The sequence below is a fragment of the Humibacter sp. genome (genome assembly GCF_035547335.1).
Lineage (GTDB): Bacteria > Actinomycetota > Actinomycetes > Actinomycetales > Microbacteriaceae > Humibacter.
The window spans coordinates 114,431-133,582 of record NZ_DASZVF010000067.1 but is presented as its reverse complement, the minus strand read 5'-3'; the positions used below and the strand labels follow the sequence as shown (position 1 = coordinate 133,582).

General features: G+C 64.1%; 13 protein-coding genes. 3 read left to right on the top strand and 10 right to left on the bottom strand.

Translation table 11 applies throughout. From position 1 onward, the window contains the following. Nucleotides 1-153 precede the first annotated feature (153 nt). Complete coding sequence (locus tag VHB92_RS14545; RefSeq protein WP_325454482.1) at nucleotides 154-1,377, top strand: alpha/beta hydrolase family protein; 1,224 nt, start codon at nucleotides 154-156, stop codon at nucleotides 1,375-1,377. A gap of 120 nt (nucleotides 1,378-1,497) precedes the next feature. On the opposite strand, the gene VHB92_RS14540 is transcribed toward VHB92_RS14545, so the two are convergent. The 4 genes from VHB92_RS14540 to VHB92_RS14525 form a co-directional block, all read right to left on the bottom strand. Then, entirely contained in the window at nucleotides 1,498-2,796 is a 1,299-nt protein-coding gene (locus VHB92_RS14540) for a serine hydrolase domain-containing protein (protein WP_325454481.1), read from the bottom strand. Nucleotides 2,797-2,843: 47 nt separating this feature from the next. Then, nucleotides 2,844-3,494 carry a response regulator transcription factor gene (locus VHB92_RS14535; protein WP_325454480.1) on the bottom strand — a complete coding sequence of 217 codons (651 nt, stop codon included), beginning with the start codon at nucleotides 3,492-3,494 and terminating at the stop codon, nucleotides 2,844-2,846. After that, complete coding sequence (locus VHB92_RS14530; protein ID WP_325454479.1) at nucleotides 3,482-5,248, bottom strand: sensor histidine kinase; 1,767 nt, start codon at nucleotides 5,246-5,248, stop codon at nucleotides 3,482-3,484. Before VHB92_RS14530 ends, VHB92_RS14535 begins: the two co-directional genes overlap by 13 nt. A 160-nt stretch (nucleotides 5,249-5,408) precedes the next feature. Continuing rightward, nucleotides 5,409-5,567, bottom strand: coding sequence for a hypothetical protein (locus VHB92_RS14525; protein ID WP_325454478.1), 159 nt, complete (start codon nucleotides 5,565-5,567; stop codon nucleotides 5,409-5,411). A 105-nt stretch (nucleotides 5,568-5,672) separates the two neighbouring features. Here VHB92_RS14525 and VHB92_RS14520 point away from each other — a divergent pair, with 105 nt between their 5' ends. Further along, nucleotides 5,673-6,854, top strand: coding sequence for an FAD-binding domain (locus VHB92_RS14520; protein WP_325454477.1), 1,182 nt, complete (start codon nucleotides 5,673-5,675; stop codon nucleotides 6,852-6,854). A gap of 5 nt (nucleotides 6,855-6,859) precedes the next feature. Beyond that, nucleotides 6,860-7,477 carry a TetR/AcrR family transcriptional regulator gene (locus VHB92_RS14515; protein WP_325454476.1) on the top strand — a complete coding sequence of 206 codons (618 nt, stop codon included), beginning with the start codon at nucleotides 6,860-6,862 and terminating at the stop codon, nucleotides 7,475-7,477. Between the two features lie 290 nt (nucleotides 7,478-7,767). On the opposite strand, the gene VHB92_RS14510 is transcribed toward VHB92_RS14515, so the two are convergent. From VHB92_RS14510 to VHB92_RS14485, 6 genes are all read right to left on the bottom strand, one after another. Further along, nucleotides 7,768-8,340 carry an ester cyclase gene (locus tag VHB92_RS14510; RefSeq protein WP_325454475.1) on the bottom strand — a complete coding sequence of 191 codons (573 nt, stop codon included), beginning with the start codon at nucleotides 8,338-8,340 and terminating at the stop codon, nucleotides 7,768-7,770. Nucleotides 8,341-9,178: 838 nt separating this feature from the next. Further along, on the bottom strand, nucleotides 9,179-10,771 hold the full coding sequence (locus VHB92_RS14505) for a family 43 glycosylhydrolase (protein WP_325454486.1): 1,593 nt from the start codon (nucleotides 10,769-10,771) through the stop codon (nucleotides 9,179-9,181). A 20-nt stretch (nucleotides 10,772-10,791) separates the two neighbouring features. Continuing rightward, the gene (locus tag VHB92_RS14500; RefSeq protein ID WP_325454474.1) at nucleotides 10,792-14,124 is read right to left on the bottom strand and encodes a hypothetical protein; all 3,333 of its coding nucleotides are present in this window, start codon (nucleotides 14,122-14,124) and stop codon (nucleotides 10,792-10,794) included. A gap of 20 nt (nucleotides 14,125-14,144) precedes the next feature. Beyond that, nucleotides 14,145-15,719 (bottom strand): ABC transporter substrate-binding protein, encoded by a 1,575-nt coding sequence (locus VHB92_RS14495; protein ID WP_325454473.1) that lies wholly within the window; start codon nucleotides 15,717-15,719, stop codon nucleotides 14,145-14,147. 66 nt (nucleotides 15,720-15,785) lie between these two features. Beyond that, nucleotides 15,786-15,977 carry a twin-arginine translocase TatA/TatE family subunit gene (locus tag VHB92_RS14490; RefSeq protein WP_325454472.1) on the bottom strand — a complete coding sequence of 64 codons (192 nt, stop codon included), beginning with the start codon at nucleotides 15,975-15,977 and terminating at the stop codon, nucleotides 15,786-15,788. Between the two features lie 69 nt (nucleotides 15,978-16,046). Then, nucleotides 16,047-18,998 (bottom strand): hypothetical protein, encoded by a 2,952-nt coding sequence (locus tag VHB92_RS14485; protein ID WP_325454471.1) that lies wholly within the window; start codon nucleotides 18,996-18,998, stop codon nucleotides 16,047-16,049. Between the last annotated feature and the right edge of the window lie 154 nt (nucleotides 18,999-19,152).

The following is a 19,152-nucleotide window of genomic DNA, read 5'->3' as shown; positions in this document are numbered from 1 at the left end:
GGCTCTGTGACGCTTGCCTGGCTCCGTGACGCGTTGCGTGGCCCTGGATGCCCACCCGTTCGGCCTTGCCCGCGGTGCGCGTTGGGGAGCCAGGTCTATTCCCCTCCGGCCGATGCGGCCGTAGCCTCCCAGCAAACACATGAAGGAGACGACATGACGGACGGGCAGGGGCGGTTCTTCGCCGACCGGTTCCTCGACGGTTTCGGAACGTGGATGCTGGGATACACGCCGTACGGCGGCGGAGACGTCGGCGACGTGATCGCGGTGGCGGATGCCGTGGGCGAAGGCGGCGAGGACGACTTCTACGAGGCGTGGGTGGCGGCGGGCGACCGCGCCGCCACCGATGCGGAGCGGACGCTCGCGGACGGACATCGTTCCAGCGCCGCCGACCTGTACCTGCGTGCGAGCGCCTTCTACGCCAGCGCGTACCACCCGCTCTTCGGTGCACCGGTGGACCCGCGACTCGTCGCCGCGTACCGACGGCAGCTCGAGGCGCTCGACACCGGCCTCACGCTGCGCCACGAGGGGCTGTCGCGACTGCAGATCCCGCTCGGAGACCTCACGCTCCCCGGCTATCTGATCCCGGCCCACGGCCACGAGGGCGAGCAGCGGCCGGTGATCATCCTGGTCAACGGATACGACGCCACGATGACCGATCTCTACTTCGCCTCCGCCGTGGCGGCGCTGCGTCGCGGCTACCACTGCGTCATCTTCGACGGTCCGGGTCAGGGCGGGGTGCTCTACGAGCAGGGCGTTCCGCTGCGTCCCGATTGGGAGGCGGTCGTCTCGGCGGTGATCGACGTGATCGAGCCGGTGCCGATCGTCGACGCCTCGCGGATCGCCGTGAGCGGCTGGAGCCTGGGCGGATACTTCGTGCCACGCGCCGCGACGAGCGACTCCCGCATCGCCGCGTGCATCGCCGACCCGGGCCAGTGGGACCTCGCCTCCGGCATCGAGGGATTCCTGCGCCGCTTCGGTGCGACGGCGGAGCAGGCCGCGGACCCCGCCGGTTTGAGCGACGAGTTCTTCGCTGCAGCACACGAGGCCATCGCCGCCGACCGCCAGCTGCGGTGGTCGATCCTGCAGCGCGGATTCTGGGCCAACGGCGTCACCGACCTCCGGGGGTTCGTGCAGGAGACGATGCGGTACACGTTCCGGGACAAGGTGGACGACATCCGGTGCCCGGTCTTGATCACGATGGCCGAGAACGATCCGATCGCCGCGAGCGCGGAGGAGTTCTACGAGGCCCTGACCGCGCCGAAGACGCTGCTGCGCTTCACGGCCGACGAGGGCGCAGGCGACCACTGCGAGATGATGAACCGCTCACTGGTCAATCGGCGGGCCCTCGACTGGCTGGACGGCGTGTTCACCGGCTGATCCGTCGCTCCACCACCTGCACCCACTGCTCCCGGGCTGAGCCCTTGCTCTGCTCGCTGAATCAGGTGCTCGCCGGCAGGCCCCGCTCGGCCGGCGAGCACCTCCCCCTCCCCCTGGCCGTCAGTTGGCGGGATTCGCCGTGAAGTGGTGCCCGAGCGCGTCGGACAGCGCGACGAAGATCCTGGTGGACGGCGCCATGCACCGCCCGCTGCTCGGGTTGTCTGGAAGCGTCTTGGACTCCTTGCAGGTTCCCGACATGATGTCGCTGTTCACGAACACGATCACCGTGGTGTCGGATGCCGTGTCGTAGAACACGGACGAGTTGTATCCCGGCAGATCGCCGTCGTGACCGAGCCAGCCGTCGATGCAGCCGAAGGCGTCGCCGTAACCGCCTGCCTTAGGAATCGAAGCCAGCCGATCCAGCTGCGCCTTGCGGTCGAGCACGCCGTGCCCGGTCGCGAGGGTGCGTCCCCAGAGCAGCATGTCCGAGATCGTGGAGGTCATCTGACCGGCCGTCCACGCGAAGGTCGGGTTCCAGTCGGTGGAGTTCACCGGAGTGAAGTCGCCGTCCGGGGTGCCCTGCAGCGTGAAGCCGTCGGCGTGCGGGTCGGGCAACGGGGCGTTCCCGGCAGGCATCGCGGTGTGCGTGAGACCGAGCGGCGTCAGGATGCCGTCCTGCAGAACGCTCACGTACGGCTCCCCCGTCACCTTCTGGATGACCTCGCCGAGCAGCACGAAGTTGGTGTTGGAGTAGTTGAACTTCGCGCCCGGCTCGAAGACCGGCTTCAGCGCGAAGCTCGCCGACAGGAGCTGCTCGGGGCTCCACTCGGCCTGGGGATTGGCGAACCACGCGTTCTGCAGGTCGGTGTTCAGCGTGTAGCTGGCCAGCCCGCTCGTCATGGTGATGAGCTCGCGCAGCGTGATCTCGTCGCCGTTCGGCACGCCCTTCACGTACTTGTCGATGTGGTCGTCGAGCGAGAGCTTCCCCTCCCCGGCGAGCTGGAGCACCAGCGTTCCCGTGAACGTCTTCGTGACCGAACCGATCCGCTGGGTCTCGGCGAGCGTCATCGCACGTCCGGTGTCGGGATCCGCCACGCCGTACGCCTTCATCCAGCGGCCCTTCGGCGTCTGGACGGCGACGATCGCGCCCGGCGTGGAGGCCTGCGCCTTGCCGGCGATCGCAGCGGCATCCAGGGCCGACACGAGCTTGGCCGGCAGAGGTCCCGTCGGTAGTTTGCTCGGCGCGTCGACGACGGCGGTCGGGTCCGCGACGCAGCCCGCCGCGCTGGACCGCGCCGGGGTTGCGTCGTGCTGCGCGCTTCCGGATGCGGCGCATCCGGTGAGCGCTGCGGCCGTGACGGCGAGCGCGAGGATGCCGCCGATGCGGCGGGTGAGGCGGCGCGGTGAAGGAGTCGTCATGGAGGTGCCTTCTGTGTGTCGGGACTGTCGGGACTGTCCGGAGCGGTTCAAGTGCGGTTGAGGTACCGGAGCACGGCGAGCACGCGGCGGTGCGCATCCGAGTCCACCGGCAGGTCGAGGGCGTCGTAGATGCGGGAGGTGTGCTGCACGACCGCCTTCTCGGTGAGGAACAGGGCGGATGCGATCCACGCGTTGCTGCGCCCCTCCGCCATGAGGGCGAGCACTTCGCGCTGTCGCGGGGTCAGCGATCCGACGGCGGAGTCCGAGAGCCGAGCGCGAGCGACCATGACGGCGACCACATCCGGGTCGAGCGCCGTCCCTCCCGCCGCCACCCGACGCAGGTCGTCCAGAAACGTGTCGACGGCCGCGATGCGCTGCTTGAGCAGGTAGCCGACACCGCCGTTTCGACCGGAGAGCAGCTCGACCGCGTAGCCGCGCTGCACGTACTGGGAGAGCACCATCACACCGGTGCCGGGATACCGTTCGCGAATCCCCACGGCAGCGACCAGCCCTTCGTCGGTGTGCGTCGGCGGCATCCGGATGTCGGTCACGACGAGCTCCGGCCGGTGCTCCTCGACGGCCGCTTCGAGCCCGGCGGCGTCGCCTGTCGACGCCACGACGTCGAAGCCGCCTTCTTCGAGCAGGAGGTGCAGGCCCCGGCGCAGCAGGGCCTCGTCCTCGCCGATCACAACACGCACGGCACCTCCGCATGGATGTCTGTTCCGCCCCCTGGCGGACTCTCGATCGTGATGCTGCCCTCCAGAACGTCCACGCGGTCGGCGATGCCGCGCAGGCCGGCGCCGCGGTTGAGGAGCGCGCCGCCGACACCGTCGTCGCGCACCCCGACGTGCAGCACGTCGTTCCGGTGTGCGAGGCGCACGGAGATCCGGGTGGCCTCCGAGTGCTTGACGGCGTTCGTCAGCGCCTCGGCGACGACGAAGTACGCCGTGCTCTCGACCGCGGGAGGCAGGGTTCGCGACTCGAGCTCGACGAAGGTGGGGATGGGCATCCGGTCGGCCAGGTCCTGCACCGCGGCCGCGAGACCTCGCTCCACGAGCGCGGCGGGCATGACGGCGTGCACGATCTGGCGCAGCTCGGCGGCTGCGGCGTCGATCCCCTTGCGCAGCTCGGTGGCTCTCTCGGCCATGGCACCGGAGGGATCCGCGCCCTTCGCGAGCTGCTGCGCCTCGAGCGCGAGGAGAACCAGCTGCATCTGGAGGCTGTCGTGCAGGTCTTGCGCGATTCTGCGCCGCTCGGAGTCGGCGGCGCCGACGAGGCGCTCGCGGGAGAACTGCAGGGCTCGACGGCTGGCCATGAGCTCCGCGGTGAGCCGCTCCCTGTCCAGCGCGATGGCCAGCACCCGGCCTGCGGTTCTGACCAGCTCGGCCTCGCCGACGATGTTCGCGTCGTACACGATCGCTCCGATGCGCCGGCCGTCGAGTTCGACCACTTCGATTCCGCGCCGTGCTGAGGCGGATGGCTCGGCAACGGGATCGCCCTGCACGTCGACGTAGGTCTCGCGTTGCGGCATCCAGAACCAGACCTCGAGTGACGGATCGCCGAGTGTCGAGGTCAGGGCGGCGGTCAAAGCCGGTCGCTCAGCTCCCGACGCGCCCAGCCAGGTGCCCAGCTCTTCGAGCTCACCGGTGCGCGCGAAGCCGCCGCGCAGCATCCCCAGTGCGATGGCGATCGGCACGAGCGTGACCGCGAAGAGTTGCAGACCACCCACGATCGCGCTAGGCAAGCCGAATGCCGGTGCGAGCAGATGCGTGCTCAGCGGGAGGAACAGCACGGTCACGATCCCGTACCCGTACAGGGGTACGAGCACGCGTCGCTGGTCCCTGTGCGCGACCAGCAGCCGGTGGGCGAGCACGACGGCGGTCGTGATCATGATGGCGACGCCCGCGATCCCTTGCACAGCGGAGCCTGCGGCGACGCCCCATGGCACGTCGGCGACGGAAAGCTGCGGTGCGGGGCCTGTGGGATCGAACAGGTAGGCGGGTGCCTGCAGCAGCAGCGCCGTGACGTAGGCTGCCGCGACCGTCGTGCGCGACACCCTGCCGCGGATGCGTCCGGAAGGGAAGGCGTGAAGCAGGTGCACCACCAGAGCGAGCGGCAGCGTCGCGGCCACTGCAGCGATGGGGACCAGAGGCGGCAAAGTGGTGCCGATGCCGCTCAGGAAGACGCTTCCTCCTGCGGCGAGGATGAGAGGACCCAGCCTGTTGCTCGGGCGGCGGTACCACGCGAGCAGCCCCGCGGCCAGATAGATGAGGAGGTCGACCGGAAACAGCAGCAGGATCGGCGCTTCCGGCGAGCCGTACGGGATCAGAGCGAATTGCAGCAGCGCGAAGAGAACGCCGGCGACCAGGAGCGACAGCAGCGCCCGGTCGAGAGACCGCGCCAGGGTGGAACGCGTCACCGCAGGGTGCAGGGCGGTGCGGCGGCGAGTCACAGGCATCCTTTCCACGCCTGCATGGCGGCGCCTCCCCAGTCTGTCGGGGAGTCGCCGCGGGCCGTATAGACCTACGTCCTGTGTCGGCGACTTTCCGAGTTCGCCGTTCCGGCGTCGCTGCCGGATCGGGATGACCGACCGCTTTGCGCGGCGGCCCGTGTCAGCCCTTCTTCGACATGGGCGGCGCATCCGCAGGGGTCAGGTATGCGCCCAGCTGCCGGAGGATCGCCAGCATCTTCAGCGTGACCCGACCAGCTTCGGGAGCCTTCGGCATCCACTTGTCGATCGCGTCGTCGAGGCGCACCTTGTGATCGTCCACATGCTGACCGTGGGCGACGTACGCCGAGTTTTCTTCGTTGCTGCGCGGCTCCGTGAGTGAGATCCTTAGACCACCGGTCGAACCGATGGTCTAAGGAGCGTACTCATGCGCGTGCTGGTCGTCGGAGCGGGGATCGCAGGTCCTACGCTCGCCTATTGGTTGCAGAGGTTCGGCCACGAGGTCACCCTCGTCGAGCACGCGCCGAAGTTGCGAGAGGGTGGCTACGTTGTGGACTTCTGGGGTGCGGGATTCGACGTCGCAGACCGGATGGGGATCGTGCCACGGCTGATGGCCGCTGGCTACCGTTTTCAGGAGGTCCGTGAGGTTTCCAGCAGTGGTCGCCGCATCGCCCACTTCGATCCCCGGCACGTGATCGGCCTCAACGGAGGGCGATTTGTCACCATCGCGAGATCCGACCTCTCCCGCGCGATTTACGACGCGGCGAACGGGAACGTAGAAGCGATCTTCGGCGACACCGTAGCTTCGATAGACGATGCGGCCGACCGCGTACACGTCGAGTTCGAACGCGGTGCGCCGCGCGAGTTCGACCTCGTCGTTGGCGCGGATGGTCTGCATTCGCGGGTGCGGAGGCGGGCATTCGGCCGGGATGAGGGGCACGAGCGGTATCTAGGCATCACTGTCGCCGTGTTCGACCTTCCGGGATACCGTCCGCGTGACGAACTGGTCGCGGTGGCGCATACGGAGGTTGGTCACCAAGTGCTGCGCGTCGCGCTGCGCGATGAGGCGACCATGTTCTGCTTCATGTTCCGCTATGACGGCGATGTTCCGCAGGACGACATTCCAGCGCAGCAGGAGCTACTGCGGCGGCGACTAGGCGAACTCCGCTGGGAGGTGCCCGCGATCCTAGAGCGGATGCCGCAGGCTCGCACGTTCTACATGGACCACGTCAGCCAGATCCGCATGCCATCTTGGTCGCGCGGTCGCATCGCATTGGTGGGCGACGCCGCAGCAGCGCCATCGCTGCTGGCCGGTCAGGGTTCCGCCCTCGCAATGATCGAAGCCTACGTACTCGCATACGAACTGCACGAAGCGCAAGGCGACCTTCGAACGGCATTCGCGAGATACGAACGGCGGCTGGCGCAGCTCATACGCGACAAACAAGATGCTGCGATCCGTATGGGCGCCGCCTTCGCTCCCAGCAATCGCATCCAGCTGCTTCTGCGAAACACCTTCGTGAGTCTGATGACCATCCCACCCATAGCGAATATCGCGATGGGGCGCAGCCTCATCGACCCCATCCGTCTGCCCCCGACTCCGGCCGACTGACACGCATGCCGCGCCCACGATTTCACAGCCTTTCTGCCGCTCGTCAGGAGGCCATTCTCTCCGCTGCACTTGAAGAGTTCTCCACCCACGGGTTCGTGGACGCATCCCTGAACAGGATCATCACCGCCGCGGGCGCCTCCAAGGGGTCGTTGTATTACTACTTCGACGGCAAAGAGGATCTGTATGGGCATCTGCTGCGCGTGCAGGTTGAGCTGATGATCGCCGACGCCGGACCCTTCCCGGTCCCCGCAAACTCCGATCCGGATACGTTCTGGTCGGTAATCGAAAACCACTGCGTGCGCCTCGTCCAGGCGCTGGAGGCATCGCCACAACTCGCGCGCCTCTTACGCGACTGGATGTCCAGTACAGGCCGAAAAGGCTTGGAACGGACACAACAAGACGCCGAGCGGACCGCGCTCCCCTGGCTGGCCCAGGTTCTTGCCGCCGGACAGACAGCGCGGGCGATACGCACCGATGTCCCCGACGCGCTGCTGCTGGCTGTCGGCACCGCAATCGCCGGTGTCATCGACTACTCGATCCTCACCGGGTCGACCGATCCGCTCGCTCAGAGCACAGCGGTGCACACGATCATCGAAATGCTCAGACGTGCGATCCAACCATGAGCGCTGCGCGGACAGCATTGCCAGATGCACAAGTTGCGCCTTTGAGGACGGCGCATAGCTCGAGCGCACATCATGAGACGCCGTCCTCGGCAGTCCGACCGGGTGCCCTCCCCGAGCCACGCACGAAACCGCCGGCCGACCGCATCGCCCTCCGCGTGACTAACACCGGAATCGGGAACTTCCGATGAATCACACGGATGTCTGGCTGTTCGAATCGGTGCCCCTGGAGGGACTCGAATTCTCGGTCAAGGATTCGGCGGTCGTCACTGATCCATTAAATCGCTGATCAATCACTGGTTTTGGATCATGCAGCTTTGTTTGAAGCTTGTCGATTGCGGTTGGATTGTGGGCAAAGCGTGGGCACGAAATCCAGGTTCTCCGGTCCTAGTCCGGCTGCTCTCATTGATCGGGTTCAGCTCATTGGTCGGGTTCAGGAGGTCCCGCGGTCCCAGGGTGGAATGATGTCGCCGATCTGGGTGAACGGCTGTCCAGTCTTCTGCCGCCCATTGTTTGGCGACTCTGCTGCCGCGAAATTCGTAGATCATTACTGCTTGCCAACTGACGCGCGGTCCGGTTGGTGGAAGGCCCCACAGCTGCCCGGTGTGAGTGCCGCAAACTGTTAATCGGGCGATGACCGTGTCGCCTATGGCGAAGATGTCTTCCTCCTTCGCCTGCGCATCCGGCAGCCCCGTCCAGAAGCCTGGCATTACTCGTTTGTACGCCTCACGTCCCGTGTTTGATCCTACGGATCGTCCGACCCAGTGGAAGTCCTCAGTGAAGAACAGATCCGCAGAAGCAGGATCGTGGGCATTGACGAACTCCCTAATGAGATTTCGCACGGTTTGGATGGTGGCTTCGGTCATCTCCCTGTTGCCCTCCGGATTCGTTTCTTAGACCGGCGTCCGCCGACAAAAGAGCTGTGCTGATATCACAGGCAATGATCAACGATTGATCTTCTCGACAGACTCGGCAGTCGACCGCGCCGCAATGTCCCGCACCCGACCGTTCTATCGGACAATTGGGATTTTTGTACTCGCGATCAGCCGGTCGCATTCATCGTGTTCAAGAGTAGCTGCGGACGTGACGGGCCGCTGAGGCGGTCGTGCGCCATTCGATGACGAGGGTACAGACAAATGCGCAATTGCCTACGCGCTCCTCGAAAAGCTCATCGGTTCGACTGCCCGCCAAGCCGGACAGTATTCGCGGGAGAGCCTCTCGACTGCCCGTCGGGCTTGGTTCCCGCGGGCTCTTGGCTCAGAACCCGGGCGTCGTTCTCCCGCATTCATTAGATGTCATAGCCCAGCTCACCAGGCTGAAGTCGCTTGCGCCTTGCACGCTCGCGTTCCGTTCTGGCGCGCGCGGCTTCGGCAACCGGCGCCACTTGCTCTCTTTGGACCACCACGCCGCCGTCGCGGTCCAGAACTACGAGATCGCCGGTTCTTACGTGATCTCAGCCGATCTCGACCTCGATGTCGATGCCGCACGGTCGGTTTGGTTGCACCTGTGGATCGCACCCAGCGCGACCAGATCGGCAGCCCCAGCTCCCGGAACTCGTCTACGTCGCGAGCTGCAACGTCTACAAGCAGCAGTGAGTCCTGTTCTGGTGCCAACCCCTTCTCTCACGACGATGATCCCGCATGTAGCCGCCCGGAGCGGCCACCGGCGCCACGCGATAGCCCGTCTCAGGTGTTCGTGGTCATCTCAACTGAGCTGGTCTAGCTGAATTAAACTGAAGGTCGCTGAGAATCCAGCGTCGACGACGTCGAACGCGTACAGACCCACCATCCCGCCAGTGAAGCGTAGGGAGTCGCCGTAGTCGTCGGACAGGATTCCTACGTCGAGCGCTGGCCCGATCTCTGTGCCATCGACACTCACCTGCGCGTATGCGCCGACTATCTCGGCCTTGAGTTCGACTGGATGCGTGTGGTCGAGCGTCCGTCTCGCAATGACTCGTGCGTCGCCGCGATCACGAGCGGTGACGACGACCGCCCGCTGGCCGCCGCCTTTCCACTGCTGCCCGTGCTGCGCTTCGCCGGTCGGCTCGATCCAAGTGACCGCGACCGAGTAGTAAGACGTCGAGTTGTACCAGAGCGCGATTCCGGCGCCCTCCGTGAAGGAGGACGGCGAAGCCTCCACCATGGCACTGAAGCATGCGCTTGTTTCCTTCAGTGGCCGCGCCAGCAGGCTCGCGCCGAACATCGACTCGAGTCCGTGACGCCCGCGAATGCGCACACCGTCGTTCAGCGCCTCTGTCCAGCTGTCCGCCGGCTCGCGAAGGCTACGCCAGGGCCAGGCGGGCGGCACTTCGGTCGTGGTCCCGGTGCCGCCGATTCCCGCGGCCGCCGCAGCGCCACCGTCGGGCCGGTCGGCCTCAGCCTGAGCGATTCGATCCCTCGGCGGAGCCAAGAACGTGTCAGCGGGGTGCCATCCCCCATGCTGCAGCCGCGGCCATTCTTCGATCCAAACGATCTTCTGCACACACGTCTCGCGGCCCCACGGGAATTGGCGTCCCTGCAAGGTGTCCAGCCAGCGCGACGCGAGGTGGCTGATGTACCAGTTACCGTCGGCATCCTGCACGAACTCTGCGTGCCCCGCCTTCTGCAGTCGCAACGTGCGATCGTCGCGCGAAGTCAGGAGCGGGCGATCATCGAGCTCGTATGGGCCAAGCAGCTGGCGACTTCTCGCCATCAGAACCCCGTGCTCCACACCCGTCCCTCCCTGCGCAAGCACCAGATAGAACCAGTCGTCTTTCACGAACAGCTTGGGTCCCTCGATCAAGGTCGGATGCTGCATGAGAAGGCTTGGGGTGCCCGTCGTGTGTCCGTCATAGTCGAGGGCGACAAGGACAATGCCGGAGAACCGGTTCCCGCCCGGGCGCGAGTCCGACTGCACGTTGAGGAGATAGTGCTCACCTGCATGATGGAAGATCGACGGATCGAATCCATGACCGCTCACCCGGCGCGGCGCAGACCATGGACCGTCCGCTGAAACGGATGTGGAGACGTACGTCTCAACATCGAGCTGCTGCCCGAGAAACGTGCCCACGATCGAGTACGTCATCCAGAACCGCTCACCGTCATGGCTGAGCGACGGCGCCCAGATGCCAGCGGAATCAGGCACACCGTGCAGGTCGCCTCGCGGCACCGCTCCGTCGACGCACCCGATGTACTCCCACTCGATCAGATCACGCGATCGGCGGATTGGAATGGTCGGGTACCACTCGAACGAGCTCGTCGCGAGGTAGAACCACTCACCCACCCGCACGATCGAAGGGTCGGGAGCGAACCCCCGCACTACGGGGTTGGTTGCGGTGCTCACATGCGTTCCTTGTCTGCCGACGATGATCGGCCGGAGGGGCTGCTCCGGAGATCAGCTACACGACCCGCACCGGTGAGAACAGCACCGGCACGCACCAGCCCGAGCATCGGTACGACTCCGGTCCAAACCTCGACCCACGCGCCGCCATCGAACGAGGTGGATGCACGGAATCGGTGGCACGAGAAGTCTCGAGAAAGCCGCAGCCGAATTCGGCCGTTCTGGACGACACCGAGGGCGATTCGGGTCGGACTGCGCGTGCGTCCTCCGGCGGCGTCCTGGCCGGGATTGCCGACCCCGAAGTCCTCGCGGGAGTCCAGCGATCGCGTCCGCACCGTCAGCTCTTCGCCCTCGTACCCGAATGCGACGTATCGGGAAACGCCCGTCATATCCTCGCGCACCATTAGGCCGGCGAAGCCGCTGTTGTCTTCCACACGCGCGGTGACGTCGATATCCCCGACGGCCTCCGTCACCATCGCGGAGAAGGCATCCGGATAGCCACGCTCATGGAGACGCGCATCGTCGCCGCTTCCGAATCTTCCCGGTTCCGCCAACCCGATCTCGAAAGCATGAGGGGCTTCTGCGTATGCGGCCGTCGTCCCCTCGCCCTGCATATACCTCATCCAGCCTTCACGAGGCGCCTGCTCGAGGCGATCGAGGAGAGTATCCGAATGCAGCCCGTACCAGCAACTGCCGATGCCTTGCAGAGCGGGCCCTTTCCTCAATTCGACGCCGGCACTGCGGGGCTGTTCGGTCGACTCCTCAGCCGCGCCAACCCGAAGCACCATCGCCTGAGACGGTTCGATGACAACGAATCCCTCCTCCGACACGGGCAGACTTCTGCCGGAGACGAGGTCGAAGACGTCGTCCGGCGTTCCAGGAACAGGCACCTCATAAGTGCGACTGTTGCCGTGCTCGTCGCGAGTGGTGTTGACGACGGCGAGATAGTCGCCGAGTCGGGTGATCGCCAATTCTGGGAGCGCCGAGTACGGGTTGTCTTCGTTGAAGTTGTCTCTTCGGATCTCACCGACACCCGGTTGGAAAGCGATCGGAAGCACTTCCCCGAGCGCGGCGAACTGGCGGCCCTCCACAATCCTGTCTGGCCCATGTTGCCGAAGCTCTTCGCGGGTCGGACCCCGCAGCGCCCAACTCCGAGAGCGGATGACGCCTGTCGTGCTCACAGCTGCAACCTGATGTTCGTCACCGACCATCACATGAGCCCGTCCGACACCCGAGAAGCCGCGATTCCGGCTCGTCAGGCTGGCGAAGAGATGCGTATCGCCGTCACGGAGCGAGAGCACGAGCGAGTCGATGTCTACGAAGGCGAACGGCCGTTCCTCTCGGGTGCGTGCCTCCGCACGCGAGACTCCCAAGGCGCGCAGTTCGCCGTCTTCGAAGTCGCGCTCGCGGGCATGCGGAAGAAGCCGACCGCCGGCCGGCGCGTCTGTGCTCTGAAGCCGCGCGTAGGTATCTGTAAGTCGAAGATCATCGATCAGGAGGCGTTCGCGACGCTCGACGACTTCAGGCAGAAATCGGCCGTCCTCGAGCATCTGGCGTGCGTAAGAAGCCCCTTCCCGCGCGCGATCCACAAAGGGACGCCAGTCGTCCGTCCCGTACTTCTCGGGGTGCTCGATCATGTGGTGGTAGACGGCGGCGTACCGGAGTGCCGCCCCGGATTCGGCATCAGCGACGTATGCGACTCTGCCGGGCAAGGCAGGATTGCGCTCATCAATAACTTGCTCCAGCAGCATGCGCCGTGCATCCCCGTCGTCCCCGCCCGGGTACCTGAAGAAGGATCGCGCGTGCGCATTGTCAAGAGTTCGTCGCAGGATCTCGTCGTTGAGCCGTTGGTCCGCTTCGTGATCCGCCGTACGGAAGAACCAGAGCGGAAGCACATTTACGAGCTCGCCATAGACGCCGACATAACCGTTTTCGCGAGGAAGCCCGTTGACCGTCAAACCGCGGTAGACCTTCCCGTATGGCTCCCTGCGCAGCGGGGCGCCCTTCGCGTCCGTAGCGCTTTCCGCAAGACCCTTCAGGACCACCTCGATCGCGTCCTGCGTCAAGATCACGTTCTTGTCGTGATGGAAGAGGCTGTGTTGCAGATCGAGCTCACGATCAGCGCGGCCGAGCAAGACTTCTTCGCCACGGAACGGTGCCAGTCCGAGGGCTTCACTCAGGATCTGGTGGCTGCGGCGAATGCCTTCGTAGAATTTCGAGGAGATGACTCGCAGACCCTCGTGAGCTTTCCACGCCCCCTCGTACGTGAACATCACCTGGTTGTAGATATATGAGAGCCGCGACCGGGCGAAGTCGAAATTCGCCTTCAACGCCCGCTCCCATGCTGAGCGCCTCGTCAGTGGCGCGCCGTCTAGCGCCAAGGGAGGAAGGGAGAACGAGTCGCCTTCGCTTCGCGAGTCGAAAGGTTCGCTCAGAAGATCCTCGAACCAGGCGGCACGGGGTCCCCCGAGAACGGGTTCGAGGATGTACAGCACCTCGCCCAATGCCGCGTAGTAACCTCCCCAGTCCGATTGGTGGCCTCCCGTGGCCACCGATCTGACATCCGCGAAGTAGCCGCGCACATGATCGTCGATGCTCTCGATCACACGTTCTAATGCATCACCCGCTGAGCTTTGTGCGCGTGTACCGAACCAGCCGGCGCGGAGGGCCTCCGCTACGAACCGCAACTCGTTTCGATACCGTTCGATGGACAAGGTCCGGCCGGATCGAGGAGCATGTCCACCGATGAGGTCATCCAGCCTTCTTGTCTGCCATTCCTGCAGCTCAGCGACCTGGGCTCGCTCCTCCGACGCCGGAGGACGAACAACAGCCCGGCCACGTTGGTCGTGGTTGCCGCGGCGTCTGGGAATGTCGCGCAGTGGGCTCAGGTGGCTGTGAGCGCGTATGAATCGCCTCGAGGCTTCGTCAGCGATCTCGCTACCGGCCGCGGACGCCGATGGACGGTATTCGGAACGGAACGTTCTCAGCGTGATGACGACTTCCCTCTTCCCAACGGTGCTAAGGGGAGGAAGCAGGACCGTGTAGCTCACGATCTTGCCGCTGACAGCTTGCGGATTCGATGAGATCAACGGTTCATAATCCCCACCATCGCGGTAGGTCGCCTGCTGATCGTCGACGAAGACGATTGTCTTGTATGGCGAGACGTCCGAGGCAAAGCACTCGACAGTCAGAAAGGTTCGTTGTCGAGGATCAACGGCCAGACGAAAGCTGACGTCATCAACGCGGGCGGATAGAGGTTGGCGGGGTTGCGCACGTACTTCGCCCAGTTCCACGGTGTGAAGCGGAGCCTCGGCCCCGAAGGTCGCGACCATGTCTCCCGTACTGCTCACCATCAACGCGACGATGCTGCCGTCTTCAGATATGCATCCGCTTGCTTCGACATCTCAGCTTGGAGCAGTTCGAGACCGGCCGCATCCGCGGCGCTCTTCAGCTTGTCCAACTGCGAATCGACATCCACCAGCCCGTACGACAGAGGAATGAGGTACTGCGTCATGGCGCTCGACATCTGCGCCACCGCGGACTTGACCGGCGTGATGTTCGGAATGAACTTCGCGAACGGAGACACGGTGAAGTTATTGAAATCCTGTGCCCAGTCGAAGATCGACTCCTCGGTCGCGCTCATATACTCGGATCTCTTCTCCAAAGACGGACGCCAGCAGAGTGCGTATCCCGGGAATGTGTATTCGCTGAGTTGGCGGTACCTGTTCCGCGACAGTTGTTTCCAGTCCTTGCCTTCGATTCCATACTCGAGGAGATCGTGGTTTGCCTGGACCGATAGCCAATCCTGTATGGCCAAGGCTCGGTCGAGGTCGCCATTCGCATTGATCACGACGATGTTGTCTGCCTGGAATGTTTGATAGGGCTTGAAGGCGTGCAATCCGCCCTTCAAGGGCATAACGTTGGCGAACGCCGCCTCGGGCACCTTTTTGCGAAGTGTGGATAGTGCATTGCTGCTGGTTCCGTCGGTCATCGCCCAAACTCCGCCATATGCGCCCGAAGCCCATCGGCTGGTCACGGTTGCGGAATCTGTGTTGATTGCATCTGCGTTGAGGATTCCATCCTGGTAATACCTCCTCATACGACGGAAGGTGTCGATGGTGCTGTCATCGTCCCAGAACGGCTTCGGATCAGCGCGACCGGTCTTGACGCAATCATTTGCAAAAATGAACCCGAAATTTGTCCCAGAGAAACTTGCCCCAAAAGAGTAGGCAGCTGCGTTGGGATTCGACCAATATTCCTCGTTGTACAAATTGAACACCAGCTCCGTGTTCTGGCTGTTACTGACGCCGAAAGGAACGACCCCTCGCTTCTTCACCGCATAGAGGTACCTTTCCAACGTGGAGAAGTCCTCGATCGTCGAATAGCCGAGCGATTTGGCCAGGTCTTCTCGGATGGTGAAATGCTGCATTCGGGCGGCGCTATTCGCCTGCGGCACTCCAGGGAGCAGGCCGTCGAGGGTGGTGTTCGAATCCAACAGCCGCTGAGGCAAGGTGGCCTTGAGATGCGGGTACTTCGTCAGCTTTCCCGCCAGGTTCACGATGGAGTGAGAGGCTTCGAGTTGCGACAGACTCGCCCACAATGCTTCAAGGGCCGTGTCGAACTTCGCGCCGCCGGTGAACTTCAACAGGGTTTGTTGTACGTAGTTGGAAAACGAGAGGAATTCTATATCGAGGGTGACCCCGAGGTCCTTCTTGAGTCGGCTGTTCAGGCGATCCGAGACAGCATGCCATCCGGGCGGCTGCGTGCCCGACACGATAGCGCTGCTGGAACCAGACACCTTGCCTCCGTTCGCCGAGTTGGCACTTGGCGTGCAAGCAGCCAGGGCAACGGACGCCCCTGTACCGCTGGCTATCGCGAGAAAGCCTCGCCGGGTGAGGTTGAGTGCGGCTCGATCCTGGGTGGGCATGATCGTTTCTCCTCTACTTCGAATGAGCTCGCGACGATCCGAAATCTCGGGGCATCTCGAGGGTCGTCATCTGTGGTCGATATCGTCAGCGATCGTCGACCTGACACTCTCGCGGTCCGGGTCTTTCGTCTCGTGACGAAGAATCCGGATCGACTGCCCGATCCCGCGCGACAGGGCAGGCAGTCTTGTTGCACCGAAGATCAAGAGCAGCACCGCGACGATGATCAGCAGATGCCAGCCAGTGATGCCTGCGAGCATGGTGTTCCCTTCCTGCTCGATTTCGTCGGGGTATGGCCGGCGTCGTGCATCGGCCGTACCCCGACATCTTCAATTGAGGTAAAGCACCAGCGTGCTTTGTGGCGGTACGCGGAGACCCGCGGCGAGTGCGACGTGCTCCGGATTGCCGTGGAATCCTTTCGGCGGGTTCAGCAGGCGTGCAGTACCCCTCCCCGTCACTTTCAACGTGAAGGTTTGATCCTTTGTGGTGTTCATGCCCACGAGGTACCGACCGTATTCGAGCTGGTAATACGGAGCGATGCCGACAAGAACCTCCTCGACGCCGACCTCAGTGGAGCCCAATGCGGGGTGCGCGTCGCTCGGGATGATCGCCAGCGGAAGCACCTCACCGGCGTACGCCTGGTGAACGGTGTCCCCTGGCGGAGTGATGCCGCCCTCGGGGAAGTTCGAGCCTCCATTGCTGTCGTTGATCGTGTAGTCCTGGTTGACCCAGTCCTGCACCGTGAACGTGTTCGAGCTCAGTTTTCCTGCGGTCTTCTCTCGGACCGTCGCCGATTGTTCGGATGACGGTGTGATGAGGTGAACGCGGCCCCAGTTGTTGACACCTTGTCGGGCCCTCCAGTACAGCGAGGCGAAGAAGAGTTCCCGCCCGTTCTTCACTGCGAGCACACCATCGACCTCGTCGGTGAAGACGAAGTCGGCTGCGTCCCAGTTCACGGGAAGCCGCTCGTTCGACGTAGGAAGCGCACGGAATGCGGCGAGGTCGCGCGCGAGCATTCGTGTCGCGTTCAACTGGACTCGGTTGCTGGTGTTGGTGAACATCAGCGCGAGCTGGGGCGCGAACTGCCCGTCCGCAACCATCTCCTGAGTCCACCCCGTGAGCTTCTGGTCGTTGAAAGCGGCCGCCGCCATGACGGGGCTGCAGTCCCAGACCGTGCGGGACGCGTACACGATGACACCCGGATATTCCTCGTTGCGCCATCCCACAACCGTCTCGAGGCGAGCAACCCTGTAGCCGTCCACGTCAGCGTCGATCTGACGGAAGTATCCGCGGGCCTGCACCATCTTGACCATCTGGGCGCGTACCTCTGGTGCCGGGACCGCACCGTGCCCGCGTGTGACGGACTCGTACATCATCACCAGCCAGTCGGTCACTTCGCCGTAGCTGCCGACGAATCCGAGTTCGCGGGTCAGACCTTTCGGCGTGACGACGTAATAGTCGGTTCCCAGTGGCTTCGTACGTGTGCCGTCAGGCAGTTCCGGCCCGTACCAGGGCTTCATGCCGAGACTCTCGTAGATCCACTGCCGGGCGCGAGGTTCGGGCCAAGCATCCTTCGGTGAAATCAGTGACAGGCCGCGATTGGCTTGATAGATGCCGATGGCGGTGATCTGCGCTTGATTCGAGTAGTGCCGCATGTTCTGTTTCCAGTAGTCGCGGCTGGAGAGCAGCATGTCCGTATACGCGGCACGACGGCTCACGGCCGATGCCCCCGCCGGGGCTGGCGCCTCGACATTGAGGTCGTCGAACCAGGCGGTTTGCCCGTTCATGACAACCATCCACACCTGGTATCTGGTCGCCCCTGCCGGCACGGTCATCACACCGGTGATCTGCTGCCAATCGTCGGAACCCGCTGATGCAAAGAAGTTGTGGTCTGTGCCGACGAGGTTCTCAGCGTCATCGAAGAAGAGGACATCGAGCTTCACCGCGGCAGCTGCTGCAGCCGATCCGTCGGTCTTGACCCACCCCGAAAGAGAGAGGTTCCCGGGGCCGGCCAGGATGAACCCGCTCGGAGCAACCACGAGACTGCCGCCGTTGGACACGAGCTTGGCGGACGCCGATCCTGAGTGAGCCGCACTCGAATCTCGGCTGAACGTGCCGTTGGCAGCCCACCCTTCGACCGTCCAGCCCAGCGGTGTGCCCTCGCCCTGTTCGAAACCGGGGTTTGTCAGTGTGGTGATGCCGGCAGTGACGGTCTTGTCGAGCTCGCCCTGGATGTCATTCCACAGGTAGGCAAGGACGAGACCGACACGGCCGAATCCCTGCCACTGCTGATCGGATGCCGTGAGAACGGTCGGATCTGCCTTCCATGCGTTGTACCGGCTATCGATGGCTGAACAGATCGCAGAGAGCGCATCCGGATTCTGATAGGCGGGGCTGTCTTTCCAGGTGTAACCCTCCGCGAGCATGTTGAAACCCCACGCGTCGGCTCCGTAAGCGCCGCCGCCGTAGATGAGGGCTTTGTGTTCGGCCTGGACTTGTGCTGTGAGCTTGGCGATCGCCGCGTCATCCTGATTCGGCCGGATCTTCGTGGCGGGTGCTGAACCCAGGACGTCAGAGCGGACCGGCGCAAAGTACGGGTTGGTGTGTGTGTACGCGCGATAGATGGGCCGAGAGGGCTCGATCTGGTCGTAGTAGTACGTATCGACCGTGCCGCCATAGTCCCAGATGCGCCCCATGGAGCGGATTTCCACCTGCAGGCTCCTCTTGCCCTTCGTATAGCTTTCGGGCAATGGAAGTGTGTGGAAGAAGAAGCGACCCGGGCTTCGGGGGTCTGTGCCGAGCTGGTCCAGGTTGTCGACCGGCCCCTCGTCGTACCAGCCGACTGACTTGCCATCGACGAAGAGCTGCAGCCGCCAGTTGTGCGATTCGTCGGCTTCGTCGGCATGATCGCCACCCCACAGCTTCACAGTGAGGTACGTCGTCTCCTCCGGATCGACCTGGAGGGTGAAGGATGTCGTCCCGCCCCACCAGGCGGCCGGGGACTGCGGGTTGAGGACACGGGCGGACTGAGCGAGCGCACCGGTGACGACGTCGGAGAGGGAGGCGCTCAGCGCATGGGCCGACTCCGACAGGCTGTTTCCGAATACGATCGTGTCTAGCGGCCCGTTCCTCGATGACCCCTTGCCGTGGGCTGTTGAGTCGGATAACCGGCCAACGGCTGATGCGGACGCGGGCGTCCAGATGAATGCGTTCGTCGCGGCCACGCCTGCCGTCGCCGCTGCCGCCGCGAGCACGCTCCTGCGGCTGATCTCGTTACCCATGTCTTCTCCGTTCGGTTCACTTCGTCGTGGTGGTACAGGAAACTCTCGAACACGGCTCCATCGGGGTAACGCTTTCGGGCGCGCCACATCGCTCTGTGTGCATCGGGACTCACACAAGGGCCGGACTTCCGGCGCCGCGAGCCGTACCGCACCG